Here is a 13,948-nt window from a genome sequence, read left to right as displayed (position 1 = left end):
CCTGTGTCTCCCCCCTGGCCACGTCGTGGCTGGTTGGCGGGGAGACGCCGGGTTCTGAAAACCCACGACAGATTTTTTCAGCGAAGGGTCGGAATGTCCTACGGAGCGCGACGAAGAAGGATCACGCCCGGATCAGTTCGGTCGATACCGAGCCCGAATGTCGCCGCCACGGCCCGGGCGAAGGCGTCCGGATTGCGCACCTGGAAGGCGCCGGTAACCGACAGGCGCGCCAGCTCAGGCTCGGCAAGGCGTATCTGGATGCGGTTGTAGCGGTTGACGGCGGCGACGGCATCGCCAAGTGGGCCGCCGTCCAGCGCCAGCATGCCGGACACCCATTGGGTCTCGCCCGCCTCCGTAGGACGAGCCGTTTCGGCATTGCCCAGCTCAACGGTCTGCCCTGCGGCAAGCGTTCGGGCGGGATGGGAGGCCGCGTCGCTTGTGTTGGTGAGATCGACCCGCCCCTCGATCACCACCACCGCAGGATTTCCGCTTTCCAGGCTGACGTCAAACAGCGTGCTTCGTGCAACGACGGTGCTGCCGGGAACCGTAACCGTGAAGGGGCGCTTGCCGTCCGGCGCAACGCGAAAGCGGGCGCGGCCTCGTTCCAGCGAGACCTTGCGCTCGCTCGTGGAAAGCTGGACATGTACGCGCGTGGCGGTGTCGAGCGTGAGCTGCGATCCGTCGGCCAGCGATATCGTCCTGATTTCGCCCAGCGCGGTTTCGTAGGTCGCAGCTTGCGCCGGAGAAACCAGCTCGAGACGGGATCCATAGCGCAGCAAGCCGACACTGCCGATCCCGAGCAGGACGACGACGCCAAGGCTGGCAGCCGCAACATGGGTACTGTGCCGCATCAGGAAGGGTGCGCGAACCAGCTTCCGCGTGCGGCCCACGTCACTGTCGGACAGCAATCGGCTCTCCTGCCAGTGACGCTCCGCCTGTTCATAAGCGATCCGGTGGCGCGGATCGGCATCCAACCAGACGGCAAAGGCTCGCTCGACGTCCGGACTCGCAGGTTCCTGCCGACGTGCCAGCCAGTCCCCGGCGGCATCCCGGATAGCGCGCGGAATGGAACGAACTTCGTCAGCCATGGTCGCTGAGGTGTCGCCCAAGTTGCTTGATGGCCCGACTCATCTGCTTCTCCACGCCTCGCACGCTTAGTCCCGTCTGTTTCGCGATTTCGGCGTAACTATAGCCATCAAGGCGGCAAGCGAGAAATATTTGCCGGGTCAGCGGCTTGAGGCGCAGGACGGCCTGTTCGATACGGGCAAGGTGGTCGCGCGCTTCCAACGCGGCGACAGGATCCCCGCTTCCAATTTCGACATCGTCGATCGACACATGGTGAGACCGGTGATTGCGGGCAGCGGTGCGGGCGTGATCGCGCAGGAGATTGTGCGCGGCCTCGCGCAGATAGGCTCCGGGCGAATGAATCGCGATGGCATCGGTCTGTGCGCGCGCGACGAGCCGGGTGAAGACCTGCTGGACGATCTCCTCGGCGCGGTCGTGCGGGGCGCGACGATCGAGGAAGCGCAGGAGCCGTGGCCTTTCGGCTCGGTACAACTCATCGATGGTCGGCGCCATCGATGTCACGCGATCATGCGCCGGCGGCAGCGGCTCGCCTTCGTCGATCGGCAAACGGGCCGCTCCTAGCGCAGGCCGCATGGCATGCGGCGCGGTGCGCCGATCCTGGCTGTGGATCGCATCGATCGCATCTCCTCGCTCTGGCGAGGCGATGCCGGCGAAAGCCGGGTGTTGAGAACATGCACGAGCACATGCGCCAACGCCTTTGGCCGCGAACGGCTTGGACATGCGCGTCGGCCACCCGGCCGCACGATGGCGGATCCATTTCATCTCGCACGAGGTTCTCACGCCTCGGCGCCATGCATCGATGGCGCGCCTTCAGCTTATCGCAGGTCATCCAAGACGCAAGCCCGGCTCTGCGGGACAAGGCGATTTAAGGCTCTGAACACGCAAAATATCCGTCAAATCGAGCAGCGTCGCTGCCGATGAATTTTTCTTGTCGGGTATCTCTAAATTCGAGCGTCATGGAATGATCGCGAAACGGCTTTGGGCTGCGGATCGGCAGCTTACAGCGTCCTCAGGCATGTGGATTTGGAGCGAAAGACTGTCCGATGGATAGGCCCACCACGCAGTTGGTCACTGCATTGCTGTCCCGTACCGAACTTCACGCCCTGGTCTGGGCCGAGCCTCTCCGTCATCTCGCGAGGCGCTTCGGCATTTCGGATCAATGCCTCGCCAAACTGTGCGACCGTTTCGATATCCCGCGTCCTCGGCCTGGGCACTGGAACAAGGTCGCGGTCGGCAGGGAGATCGCCATGCCGGTCCTGCCGCCCGCGAAAGCCGGCATGGACGAGACGATAGAAATTACGCCACAGCTGGCTGGAGGCGTGGCAATGGAGGGGGACGCTGCTCTTACGGCGGCACAATACAATGGCAAAGCGGTGCGCGTGGCCGATCGGCTCTCGGATCCGCACCCCATCGTTGCCGGCTGGCTTGCAAATCGAAGGGAGGCGATCGCCAGGGGCCGGCTGGTCTATGACATCTGGCCTAACCGGCCGGTCCGAGCCGCGCCCTTCACGCCCGTCGAACGGCGGCGCCTCAGGATATTGGACACCCTGTTCAAAGCTCTGGAAGCAGAGGAGATCATCATTGCCGAGACAGGCCGGCATGGTCCCGTTGCGCGGTGCGGACAGGACGAGATCGCGTTTCAACTCAGGCCCAGGCTCAAGGAAGTGCGCCGGCTCCTCGCTGCCGAAGAGAGACCATGGCATGCCTCCGGCAGGCAATACCGGCGAGAACTGGTCGAGACGGATGTGCTGGTGTTCGAGATCAAGCGCTGGCTGCCAGGCAACTTGCCACGCGTCTGGCAGGACGGTCGCAAGGGTATGATCGAGGACAGGGTGGGCGACATACTCGCGACCCTGCTTGCGGCATTCCCGATGATGGCGGCAGCGCGCGAAGAGGCCGAGGAGCGGCAACGACTGCGTGAGGCCGAGGAACGGCGCCGCCAGATCCTGGCGCGGGAGCTCAAGCTCGATCGCGACCGCTTCCGATGCTTTCTCGAACAGGCTGGCAGATGGCGCGAAGCTGGACTGGCGCGGGATTTTCTCGTGGCGCTGCGCGCCGCGATCCCGGATTCTTCATTGGAAATTGGCGGCAGGCCGGCCGCCGAGTGGCTGGAATGGGCGCAAGGGCATGTGCAGGCCCATGATCCGCTCACCCAGGATTCGTCCGCTGTCTTCCGGTCGATCGCCGACGTGACGGAGAGGACTTACCGTGACCGCTAGGTTGGGAGCCTCAGGCGCGCCGGAAGTTGGGCTTCAGAACCTTCGCGCCATCGCGCATCTCGTCGAGTTGATCCGACCAATACTGCATCATCCGCACGCGCTCGTCCCAATATTCGCCGCGGGTGTAGGCACGCCGGATGGCGTTGGTCTCCACATGGGCGAGTTGGCGCTCGATGGCGTCGGGATTGAACTTGCCCGTTTCGTTGAGCAGCGTCGCTGCCATCGCCCGAAAGCCATGCGCCGTCATCTCCTCCTGGCCGAACCCGAGCGCCCGAAGGGCCGCGTTGACCGTGTTCTCGGACATCGGGCGACGCGGCGAGCGGAAAGAGGGAAAGCAATATCGTCCTGTGCCCGTCAGCTCCCAGAGCTGCTCGAAAAGCCCGGTCACCTGCGTGGACAGCGGCACGCGGTGCGGCCGTCGCATCTTCATCTTCTGCTCGGGGATGTTCCAGACCGAGCGGTCGAAGTCGAATTCGCTCCACTCGGCCTGGCGCAGTTCACCCGGGCGCACGAACAGGTGCGCCGACAGCCTGAGCCCGAAGAGGGTGATGGCGTGGCCGGTGTAACCCTCGATCGCGCGCATGAGCTCACCCGCGCCCTTGGGCGTGGTGATGGCAGCGAGATGCTTGGCCTTGGGGACGGTCAGCGCGCCGCGCAGGTCACGCGCCGGATCGGTTTCGGCCCGCGTGGTGGCGATGGCGTAGCGAAACACGCGGCTCAGCACGCTGCGCATCCGCCGCGCGCTTTCGTATCGTCCGGTTGCCTCGATCGAACGGAGCACGGCAAGCACTTCCTGGGCGGTGATCTTGGCGACGGGGCGGTTGCCGATCTTGGGATAGGCCTTGGCGAGCAGCCAGCGGATCTTGCTGAGGGTGATCTCGGCCATCCCTTCGCGCTCCTGCTTGGCAACCCATTCCTCCGCAACCAGCTTGAAGCTGTTTTCCTCGGACAGCATCGCGCGCGCTTCGGCAAGCTTCGCTTCGTGCGAGGGATCGAGGCCAGCGGCGATCAGCTTGCGGGCTTCGTCGCGCCGCTCGCGCGCATCGGCGAGACCGACGTCAGGCCACGCGCCGAAGGAGAGAGTGCGCTGCTTGCCGAGATAGGCGTAGTTGAGACGCCAGAGCTTCCTGCCGTTCGGCTTGACGAGGAGATAGAGGCCGGCGCCATCGGTGAGCTTGTATTCGCGCTCTCTCGGCCTGGCGCTCGTGACGGTCGTCGCGAAGAGTTTTCCCATGGTATCAGCCCGTCCATAAGGGGCCTTCGATACCATGCAGGATACCATATTTGTTCCCGATTGGTGCCGGATCAGCCCGGATTTGACCGGACGGTCTTAGCACAAAAAACGGCTGAAATCAGCCACTTTCGGGACGTCCTCGGACATCCCCGGAAGAACAAATGGTGCCCAGAAGAGGACTCGAACCTCCACGACCTTGCGATCGCCAGCACCTGAAGCTGGTGCGTCTACCAATTCCGCCATCTGGGCACGGGGTAGGAGCGCGCAACTAGCCGCTGGCCTTGGGGCTGTCAACGCAGGAAAGCGGATAATTTTTGTGGCTTGGGCAAAAAGCCGGGTTATGGGCGATCAAGCCCTTTGCCTGACAGGATGCCCCGCCATGACCCATGCCGATTTCGTACCGCCAGCCTTGTTTACCCGGCCTGACGGGGTGCGCCTTGCCTATCGTCAGCGGGATGGCGCGGGGCCGACGATCGTCTTTTTGCCGGGCTATATGTCCGACATGGAAGGGGGCAAGGCGATCGCGCTCGACGCTTGGGCGGCGCGCAGCGGGCGGGCAATGTTGCGGCTGGACTATGCCGGGTGCGGGGCCAGCGACGGGCGGTTCGAGGATGGCACGCTGGCCAGTTGGCGGGACGATGTGCTGTTGCTGGTCGATGCGCTGGTCGAAGGGCCGATGGTGCTGGTAGGGTCGTCCATGGGCGGCTGGCTGGCATTGCTCGTGGCGCTGGCGCGGCCAGAGCGGATGGCGGGACTGGTGGGCATCGCCGCAGCGCCCGATTTTACCGACTGGGGCTTTACCGAGGCGGACAAGGCGTTGCTGATGACCGAGGGGCGGATCGAGGAGCCAACGCCCTATAGTGACCAGCCCTATGTGACGACGCGGGGCTTCTGGGAATCGGGGCAGGCGTCGCGGCTGCTGGGCGGACCGATCGCCATCGACTGTCCGGTGCGGTTGCTGCACGGGCAGTGCGACGATGCTGTGCCCTGGGAAACGGCGCTGCGGATTGCGGCGCAGGCGCGTTCATCCGATGTGCAGACGCTGCTGGTTAAGGACGGCGACCACCGCCTTTCCCGCGACAGCGACATCGCCCTGCTGATCCGCACCGTCGCCAGCCTGCTGGATAGTCTCTGATGCCCTTTTTCCTGCCGCTCCTGTTCCTTGCGCAAGGCTATGACCCGGAAATCGAGGCGGTGATGAACCGCAGCCGGAAGGAGAAGCAGGAAGCAGCGGCGGCTGCGACGGCTGCGGCCCCCAAGCCAGCAGCGGCGCGGGAGGATGGACGGATTCCGGTTCCGGCCAAATATGCCGCGCCTTTTCAGGCCTGCCTGGATCAGGCGATCGAAGCGCCCGATGCAGGCGTCGCCTTTGCCCAGAAGTGGCGGATCGACGGCGGCAGTTTCTATGCGCGGCATTGCATGGGCTTTGCCTATGCCCGCGCCGAGCGCTGGGGCCCTGCGATCGTCGCGTTCGAGCAGGCTGCCGAGGAGGCAGAGCGCAGCGCCGAAATGGCGCAGAGCGCGCGGCTGTGGGCGCAGGCGGGCAATGCGGCGCTGGCCAGTGGCGATCCGGCCAAGGCGCGGCAGGATTTCGATGCGGCGCTGGCGCGGGGGCTGCCGGATGGACTTGAGAAAGGCGAAGTGCATCTCGATCGGGCGCGGGCGCTGGTGGCGCTGGGCGATACGGTAGCGGCACGTGAATCGCTGGATGTGGCGCTCGCTCAGGCCCCACGGGACCCGCTCGGCTGGCTGCTGTCGGCAACGCTGGCGCGGCGGTCAGGCGAGATGGCCTTGGCGCAGGCGCATATTGCCCGCGCCGTGCAACTGTCGCCTGACGATGCGTCGGTGGCGCTGGAGGAAGGCAACATCGCGGTGCTGACACAGCATGACGATGTCGCGCGCTCGGCCTGGCAGCGCGCGGTCAGGCTGGCGCCGACGACAGCGGCGGGGAAGGCAGCGGCGGACAATCTGTCGCGATTGCCCGCCGCGGGTGCGGTTAAACCGACACTGAACTAGACATATGCAATGATTTTACCGCCATATATCTAAACTATTGTTATTTAAGGTAAAAATCAACCGTTGTGACGACGCGGACCTTTTTGTAGGGCGTATCGCTTGATCCATCGCCGCCTTCGCCGTCGCGTGCGTCGATCGAAAAATAGCCCTGGGTGGCGCTTTTGATGCCGCCGACGCTGGTGCCGCTGTCCTTTGCGAATTGTTCGGCAGCGTTGCGCGCATCCTTGGTGGCGGCGGCGACCATCGGGGGTTTGAGGTCGTTCAATTTGGTGAAGCTGTAGCGCATGCCCGACCCTTCCTGCAGCGTCACGCCGCGGCGGACCAGGTCGAACTGTTGCGCTACGGCGCGCTGGGCGCGGGCGATGTCGGTGGTGCGCAGCAGCATCCGCTGGGTAATGGTGATATTGTTGACGCCATTGTTGAGATATTGGTTCACGCCAGCGCCGACCGGGGTGAGGGCGTCCGGCTTGAAGCCCAGACTGGCAAAATAGGCTTTGAGTTCGCGCGTATTGTTGTCGATTTCGGCGCGCACCGTAGGCAGGTCGAAGCCGGTCGCCGAATAGCTGATCGACCAGGTGGCAAGGTCTGCCGTCACATCCTTTTCGGCAAGGCCGCGCACGGTGACAGAGCGGTCCGCTGCCTTGGCTCGTTTCAGCCCGTCGCCCAGCAGATAGCCGCCGCTCATGACGCCCAGCGCCAGCAACGCGGCACTGCCCAGCAAAACCTTGTCCCGCAATTCCAATGCCATAATGCTTTCCTCTTCCTTCGGGGGATGCGCGACCTTATCTATAGGGTTGTCGTGCCAGAACCGAGATGAACCGTTGCTTTATGGCGACGAATGGAGTGACCCTTGCCCAAATATCTGCATAGCATGATCCGCGTGACCGACGTGGACAAAAGCATCGCCTTTTTCGACCTGCTGGGGCTGAAAGAGGTCAAGCGGTTCGATAGCGAACAGGGGCGCTTCACATTGGTCTTTCTCGCCGCGCCGGGCGATGAGGAGGCGCAGGTTGAATTGACCTATAACTGGCCCCCGACCGACGGCAGCCAGCCGGAAAGCTATGATGGCGGGCGCAATTTCGGCCATCTCGCCTATCGAGTCGAGAATATATACGAGACCTGCCAGCGTTTCCTGGACGCGGGCGTGACGATCAACCGGCCACCGCGCGACGGACATATGGCTTTCGTGCGATCGCCGGACGGCATTTCGATCGAACTGTTGCAGGACGGGCGGCTGGACCCGGCCGAACCCTGGGCGTCGATGCCCAATGTTGGTACATGGTGAGCGCTATGCTGGAAGTGATCCGCATTCCGGTGCTCAGCGACAATTATGTCTGGATGATGCATGACGCAGCAAGTGGCGAGACGGTGGTGATCGACCCTGCCGTCGCCGATCCGGTTCTGGCAGCGGCGCAGGCGCGCGGCTGGACCATTGGGCAGGTGTGGAACACCCACTGGCATGGGGATCATGTCGGCGGCAATGCGGCGATCAAGGCGGCCACGGGTTGCACGATTACCGGCCCGGCGGCGGAAGCGGACAAGATCGGCACGCTCGACCGGATGGTGGGAGAAGGCGATGAGGTGCGGATCGGCGCACATGTCGCGACCGTGATGGAAATCCCGGCTCACACCGCCGGGCATATCGCCTATCATTTGGCCGACGAGCATATCGTTTTTGTCGGCGACACGCTGTTTGCGATGGGCTGCGGGCGGTTGTTCGAGGGGACCGCGGCGCAGATGTTCGCCAATATGGCGAGGCTGGGCGCTCTGCCGGAGGATACGGCGGTCTATTGCGCGCATGAATATACACTCTCCAACGGTCGTTTCTCTTTGGAGGTGGAGCCGGACAATGCGGCGCTGGCTGCACGGATGGTAGAAGTGGAGGCTGCGCGGGCGCGTGGCGAGGCGACCGTGCCGACGACGATCGGACTGGAGCGGGCGACCAACATCTTCATGCGGGCGCGGAACGTTGATGAACTGGCGCAGCGGCGCGCGGCGAAGGATGCGGCCTGACGGATTCTGCGCTATGTTGCCGTCTTTGGGGCAGAGAAAGAGGAGAGCCATGATGCGTGCATGGATATGCCTGACGCCCATGCTACTGGCCGCCTGCACCGGTAGCTACGAACCCACCCCCCTGACCCAGAAGCAGGCGACAAAGCTGGAAGAGGAGCTGGCTGGCAAGGTTGCAGGCGAAAAGGTCAGCTGCATCGACCAACAGCCGCAGACCAACCTGACGGTGATCAGCAACAATGTGCTGCTCTATCGCGTGAACAAGCGGCTCATCTACAAGAATGAGCTGATGGGCAGTTGCAACGGCCTGACCTTTGGTGACACGCTGATCGTGCGCGTTTTCGGGACGCAATTGTGCCGGGGCGATCTGGCCGCCAGCGCCAATTTGATGTCGGGGATGACGACGGGCAGTTGCGCACTGGGGGATTTCATACCCTATCGCACGCCCGGCAAGTGAGCGGCTGCCCTTATCGTCGTTTGACGGCAGCCGCTTCGCGGGCGAGCCTTTTGTCCAGATTCGAACGCGCAGCAGCGGCGTAGCGGGCGCAAGCCTTGCTATCGATCAAAGGGGCAGTTCCCGCTAGGCGATCGTAAAGAGCGCTGGCGGATGGATGCGGCGTGATGAGCAGGTCGCAGCGGAGCGCCGCGACCTTGGCAATGGTCGTGCGCAGGCGCGCGACATGGGCGGGGTGATCGGCAAAGCGGTACCCGTCCGCCGATACTGCGCTCAGACTGTCGGCATATACGATCCTGCGGCAATTTTTTCCGGCGCAGGCAGTCCATGACCAGCTGGTGCCGCCCGGCGAATGGCCCGGCGTCAGATGGGCGGTCAGGCGGAGCGATCCCAGCGTGACGGCTTCGCCATCCCTGACGATGCGCCCGACGCGCGCGCCGGTAAAGGCATCGAGGCCGCCGCGTTGCGGATCGTCGCGGGCGGGGATGCCGCTTTCCAGCATTGGCCGGGCAGCCGCCGACGCGATCAGGGTGGCGCCGGTGCGCTGCTGAAGGGCGTGCAGCCCGCCGGCATGATCGACATGCTCATGGGTGGAGAGCAGATATTTAACGTCCTTGGGGCGCACGCCCAGCCGCTCGATATTGGCGATGATCGCCGGGACAGCCTGCGCGGTGGCCCCGTCGATCATTATATGGCCTTTCGCCCCGGTGACGAGCAGCACCGTGATGCCGCAACTGCCTACGTCATAGATATTGGCGAAGATGCGGACGGGAGGGGCGGGATCGCTCCAGCCATCCTTGCCCGCGCACTGGCGCTGATGCTCGGCCATGCTGGCCGGGCCGGATGGCGTTGCGGCGTGCAATGGCGCGCTGGCGACCATCGCGGCCAAGATCGGCACAGGCAGAGCGTTCAATCCCTCATGCCTTGTACAGCGCGTCCATCCGATCGGCATAGCGTTTACGGATGACATGGCGGCGGATCTTCATCGACGGGGTCATTTCCTCATTGTCGATGGTGAAGGGTTCGTCGGCCAGGATGAAGCGGCGCACCCGTTCGATCACAGACAGGTCGGCATTGACCCGGTCCACTGCCGCGCGCAGCGCCGCCATATAGGCCGGATTGGCATGCGCGTCGGCAGGCACGACGCCATTGGCCTGCGCCCATTCGCGGGTCCATTCAGCGTCCGGCACGATCAGGCCGACCAGATAGGGGCGACGGTCGCCATGCACCATCGCCTGACCGATCTCATTCTGGAGCGTCAGCATCCCTTCGATCTTTTGCGGGGAGACATTGTCGCCCTTGTCATTGACGATCAGGTCTTTTTTGCGGTCGGTGATGCGAATGCGCCCCTTCGCATCGAATTCGCCAATATCCCCGGTGTGAAGCCAGCCGTCTTTCAGCACTTTTTCGGTTTCGACCGGGTTGCGCCAATAGCCGTGCATGACCAGTTCGCCGCGCACGAGGATTTCGCCATCGTCCGCGATCTTGACCTCCACCCCTTTGAGTGGCGGCCCGACCGTGTCCATGGCGATGCCCGCGCTGGGCCGGTTGCAGCTGACCACGGGACCGGCTTCGGTCTGGCCATAGCCCTGGAGCAGGGTGAGGCCCATAGCATCGAAGAACAGGCCGACATCGGGGTTGAGCGGCGCGCCGCCCGATACGAGCGCCTTGAGCCTGCCGCCGAAGCGGGCGCGGATCTTGGGAAGAAGCGTGCGGGCAAGCAGGGCTTTTAGCGGCAGGTCGAGGACGGAGGCCTTGCCCTGCTGTTCCTTTGCGCCGATGCGCAGCGCCTGCGCCATCAGCCAGGTCGGGAATTTGCCCTGCTTCTCGATCGATTTGATGATGCGGGCGCGTAGCACTTCGAACAGGCGGGGGACGACGACCATGATGGTGGGCCGGGTTTCCTCGATATTGCTCGCGAGCTTTTCCAACCCTTCCGCATAGTAGATTTGCCCGCCCAGCAGCATGGGCAGGAACTGCCCGCCGCTATGTTCATAGGCATGGGAGAGGGGGAGGAAGGAGAGGAATGTCTCCTCGCCCCAGCCGAAATCCTCCGCAACGATGGTGCCTGCGCCTTCGGCATTGAGCAGGATCGCGCCATGATGCTGCATCACACCGCGCGGCGCGCCGCCGGTGCCGCTGGTATAGATGATGCAGGCCTGATCCTGGCGGATTGCGGTCTGGGCGGCGGCGCAGGCGGCGACGTCGGTGGGGTGGGCGGCGATCAGATCGTCCCACAGATGGCAGGTCGCCTGCCCCTGTGCGCCGCGCAACGGCTCCATACCGATGACGAAGCTGGCCTGCGAGCGGACGACGGCGGGCATCAGCGCCTGTGCCAGCTTGGCGGTTGAGACGATGACGGCGCGGGCGCCGCTGTCGGTCAGGATATGCTGGTGATCGCGCGTGGTGTTGGTGGTGTAGGTCGGCACGGTGATGCAGCCTGCCGCCATGATCGCCAGGTCGGCGATGCAGAATTCGGGCCGATTCTCGCTGACCAGCATGACCGGGTCGCCGGGCTTGAGGCCCAGGGATTTGAGCGCGGTGGACAGAGCGGCGACCCGGCGGGCGACCTCATTCCAACTGAGCGGATGCCATGTCCCGCCGCTCTTGCGCCACAGAAAGGGGGTGTCGCCGCGCTCTGTGGCGCGCGTGAAGAACATGGTGACAAGGTTGGGAAATGTCTCGATGGCCCTCAAGGCTCGACTCCTGCGGTTCCGACGCATCTGGCGCGCGCCTGATCTTGGCCATGGCTATAGCCCCGCCATGCCGTAGCGGCCATGCTTTTCTCAGTCGAACAGCCCGTTTTGGACGTCCTGCGGCGGGTTGAGGCCCAGATGCTTCCAGCCCGGACCGTTGAGGCAACGGCCACGCGCGGTGCGGGCGATGAGGCCAAGCTGGATGAGATAAGGCTCGATCACTTCCTCGATCGTGTCGCGCGCTTCGGACAGGCCGGCGGCGAGGGTTTCGACGCCCACCGGGCCACCCCGATAAATGTCGGCGATCATCATCAGATAGCGGCGATCCATCAGGTCAAGGCCCAGATCATCGACATCCAGCCGCCGAAGCGAGGCGTCGGCGACCTTGGCATCGACGGCGGGGACGCCAGCGACATTGGCGAAATCGCGCACCCGGCGCAGCAACCGCCCGGCGATGCGCGGGGTGCCGCGCGACCGGCGGGCAATCTCCACAGCGCCGTCGGGGGTGATGGGAAGGTCGAGCAAGCGGGCGGCGCGGCGCACCACTAGTTCCAGTTCGGGCACGGTGTAGAATTGCAGGCGCACCGGGATGCCGAAGCGATCGCGCAGGGGGGTGGTGAGCAACCCCTGCCGCGTGGTCGCGCCGACCAGGGTGAAGGGCGGCAGGTCGATGCGGACCGATCGGGCGGACGGGCCTTCGCCGATCATCAGGTCGAGCGCGCGGTCCTCCATCGCGGGGTAGAGGACTTCCTCCACCGCCGGGTTGAGGCGATGGATTTCGTCCACGAACAGGACGTCGCCTTCGTCGAGGTTGGTGAGCAGGGCAGCGAGATCGCCCGACTTGGCGATGACCGGGCCGGACGTGGCGCGAAAGCCCACGCCCATTTCCTTGGCGACGATCTGCGCCAGCGTGGTCTTGCCAAGGCCCGGCGGGCCGAAGAAGAGCACATGGTCCAGCGCCTCGCCCCGCGACTTCGCGGCCTCGATAAAGACACGCAGATTGCCGCGCGCGGCTTCCTGCCCGATAAATTCGTCGAGCGATTTCGGGCGCAGCGCGGCGTCGACATCCTCGACGCGACGAGTGGGGGCGAGCAGGCGGTCTTCGGTCATGGGCGACCCTCACCAACTTCGTCATGCTGAACTTGTTTCAGCATCCATCGTGCGTCAATCGTGGATGGACCGGCGGCAAGCCGAGGTTGACCGCCAGATCGACCCAATCGGGATTTTCCGATTCGATGAGATTGATCTTCCATTGTCGATGCCAGCGCTTGAGCTGCTTCTCGCGCAGGATGGCCTGCTCCATCGTATCGCAAGCCTCGAAGCGAACGAGGCGATGGACGCCATATCGGCTGGTGAAGCCCGCCAGTGCATCCGTTCGGTGTTGCATCAGCCGACCGATCAGGTTGGACGTCACGCCGATGTAGAGCGTGCCGTAGGGCTGGCTGGCGAGGATATAGACGCATGGTTGCTTCATCGACCCCCCCCTTCGGCTTGTGCGGCCCAATGGATGCTGAAACAAGTTCAGCATGACGGGTGTGTAACCGCATCACTTCGCGGCCTTCCGCAGAGCGAGCCGCACGAGCGCATCGAGGCTGGCGTCATCGCCCAGTTCGGCTTCGGCGGATGCGACGGCGGTGCTGGCTTCATGGGGTTTGAAGCCGAGATTCTGGAGCGCAGAGAGTGCGTCGGCGGCGAAGCTGCCGGTCGGCAGCATGGCGACGCCGCCCGCGTCGATCGGGCCACCAGCCGGGGTTGCGCCGATCTTGTCCTTCAATTCATTGACGATGCGCTGGGCGAGTTTGGGGCCGACGCCGTTCGCGCGCGCGATCATCGCCTTGTCCCCCATCGCGACGGCGCGGTGCAGTTCGAGCGGTTCGAGCGCGGACAGGATCGCCAGCGCCACCCGCGATCCCACGCCCTGCACATGGGTGAGCAGCCGATACCAGTCGCGCTCCTCTGCGCGCGCGAAGCCGACGAGGCGGATCGAATCTGCCGCGACCAGCATTTCGGTGTGGATCGTCACCGCTTCGCCGATGCTGCCCAGCGCCGCGAGCGTGCGGGATGAGGCGCCGACCAGATAGCCCACGCCGCCCACATCGATGATGGCATGGTCCAGCCCGGTGCTGTCGAGCCGTCCTTTCAATTTCGCGATCATGTCCGCTGCCCCATGGTCATGATCTGTTCTTTACAGGCTCCCGCGCGCGGCGCCAGCGTAAAAGCGCGGCACCTTTTG

Annotated in this window: 15 protein-coding genes and 1 tRNA gene; 6 read left to right on the top strand and 10 right to left on the bottom strand. The window is 64.4% G+C overall.

Translation table 11 applies throughout. The features are described from left to right. Positions 1-98: 98 nt before the first annotated feature. Together CJD35_RS04980 and CJD35_RS04975 are read right to left on the bottom strand one after the other, a co-directional pair. Entirely contained in the window at positions 99-1,088 is a 990-nt protein-coding gene (locus CJD35_RS04980; protein ID WP_095686809.1) for a FecR family protein, read from the bottom strand. Beyond that, positions 1,081-1,632, bottom strand: coding sequence for an RNA polymerase sigma factor (locus tag CJD35_RS04975; protein ID WP_244917216.1), 552 nt, complete (start codon positions 1,630-1,632; stop codon positions 1,081-1,083). Before CJD35_RS04975 ends, CJD35_RS04980 begins: the two co-directional genes overlap by 8 nt. Before the next feature lie 497 nt (positions 1,633-2,129). Between CJD35_RS04975 and CJD35_RS04970 the strand changes: the two genes are divergently transcribed. After that, positions 2,130-3,305, top strand: a complete 1,176-nt coding sequence (locus tag CJD35_RS04970) for a hypothetical protein (protein ID WP_244917215.1) — start codon at positions 2,130-2,132, stop codon at positions 3,303-3,305. A gap of 10 nt (positions 3,306-3,315) precedes the next feature. Here CJD35_RS04970 and CJD35_RS04965 read toward each other — a convergent pair whose 3' ends face one another. Both CJD35_RS04965 and CJD35_RS04960 read right to left on the bottom strand, forming a co-directional pair. After that, on the bottom strand, positions 3,316-4,539 hold the full coding sequence (locus tag CJD35_RS04965; RefSeq protein ID WP_095686808.1) for a tyrosine-type recombinase/integrase: 1,224 nt from the start codon (positions 4,537-4,539) through the stop codon (positions 3,316-3,318). 162 nt (positions 4,540-4,701) lie between these two features. Then, positions 4,702-4,788: transfer RNA gene (locus tag CJD35_RS04960), tRNA-Leu, on the bottom strand. Positions 4,789-4,918: 130 nt separating this feature from the next. On the opposite strand from CJD35_RS04960, the gene CJD35_RS04955 reads away from it, so the two are divergent. Continuing rightward, positions 4,919-5,674: an alpha/beta fold hydrolase gene (locus tag CJD35_RS04955; protein ID WP_017182921.1), complete on the top strand. Its 756-nt coding sequence runs from the start codon at positions 4,919-4,921 to the stop codon at positions 5,672-5,674. Beyond that, positions 5,674-6,555 (top strand): tetratricopeptide repeat protein, encoded by an 882-nt coding sequence (locus tag CJD35_RS04950; protein ID WP_095686807.1) that lies wholly within the window; start codon positions 5,674-5,676, stop codon positions 6,553-6,555. The genes CJD35_RS04955 and CJD35_RS04950 overlap by 1 nt, the downstream gene beginning before the upstream one ends. Positions 6,556-6,595: 40 nt before the next feature. On the opposite strand, the gene CJD35_RS04945 is transcribed toward CJD35_RS04950, so the two are convergent. Then, complete coding sequence (locus tag CJD35_RS04945) at positions 6,596-7,303, bottom strand: SIMPL domain-containing protein (protein ID WP_017182923.1); 708 nt, start codon at positions 7,301-7,303, stop codon at positions 6,596-6,598. Positions 7,304-7,405: 102 nt separating this feature from the next. On the opposite strand from CJD35_RS04945, the gene CJD35_RS04940 reads away from it, so the two are divergent. From CJD35_RS04940 to CJD35_RS04930, 3 genes are read left to right on the top strand one after another with little or no spacing between them, the layout of a single operon-like run. Next, entirely contained in the window at positions 7,406-7,840 is a 435-nt protein-coding gene (locus CJD35_RS04940) for a VOC family protein (protein ID WP_017182924.1), read from the top strand. Positions 7,841-7,845: 5 nt separating this feature from the next. Then, positions 7,846-8,568: a hydroxyacylglutathione hydrolase gene (gene gloB, locus CJD35_RS04935; RefSeq protein ID WP_017182925.1), complete on the top strand. Its 723-nt coding sequence runs from the start codon at positions 7,846-7,848 to the stop codon at positions 8,566-8,568. Between the two features lie 52 nt (positions 8,569-8,620). Beyond that, positions 8,621-9,022 carry a hypothetical protein gene (locus tag CJD35_RS04930; protein ID WP_026002348.1) on the top strand — a complete coding sequence of 134 codons (402 nt, stop codon included), beginning with the start codon at positions 8,621-8,623 and terminating at the stop codon, positions 9,020-9,022. A 10-nt stretch (positions 9,023-9,032) separates the two neighbouring features. On the opposite strand, the gene bla is transcribed toward CJD35_RS04930, so the two are convergent. The 5 genes from bla to ruvA form a co-directional block, all read right to left on the bottom strand. Next, a complete protein-coding gene (gene bla / locus CJD35_RS04925) occupies positions 9,033-9,917 on the bottom strand; it encodes a subclass B3 metallo-beta-lactamase (RefSeq protein WP_095686806.1) in 885 nt (294 codons plus the stop codon). A gap of 19 nt (positions 9,918-9,936) precedes the next feature. After that, the gene (locus CJD35_RS04920) at positions 9,937-11,679 is read right to left on the bottom strand and encodes an AMP-dependent synthetase/ligase (protein WP_017182928.1); all 1,743 of its coding nucleotides are present in this window, start codon (positions 11,677-11,679) and stop codon (positions 9,937-9,939) included. 126 nt (positions 11,680-11,805) lie between these two features. Beyond that, positions 11,806-12,825, bottom strand: coding sequence for a Holliday junction branch migration DNA helicase RuvB (ruvB, locus tag CJD35_RS04915; RefSeq protein ID WP_095686805.1), 1,020 nt, complete (start codon positions 12,823-12,825; stop codon positions 11,806-11,808). Between the two features lie 37 nt (positions 12,826-12,862). Continuing rightward, positions 12,863-13,189 carry a GIY-YIG nuclease family protein gene (locus tag CJD35_RS04910; protein WP_017182930.1) on the bottom strand — a complete coding sequence of 109 codons (327 nt, stop codon included), beginning with the start codon at positions 13,187-13,189 and terminating at the stop codon, positions 12,863-12,865. Positions 13,190-13,261: 72 nt separating this feature from the next. Next, a complete protein-coding gene (ruvA, locus tag CJD35_RS04905; RefSeq protein WP_017182931.1) occupies positions 13,262-13,870 on the bottom strand; it encodes a Holliday junction branch migration protein RuvA in 609 nt (202 codons plus the stop codon). Between the last annotated feature and the right edge of the window lie 78 nt (positions 13,871-13,948).

Source organism: Sphingobium xenophagum (assembly GCF_002288285.1).
GTDB classification, from domain to species: domain Bacteria; phylum Pseudomonadota; class Alphaproteobacteria; order Sphingomonadales; family Sphingomonadaceae; genus Sphingobium; species Sphingobium xenophagum.
This window is presented reverse-complemented; position numbering and strand designations above follow the sequence as displayed.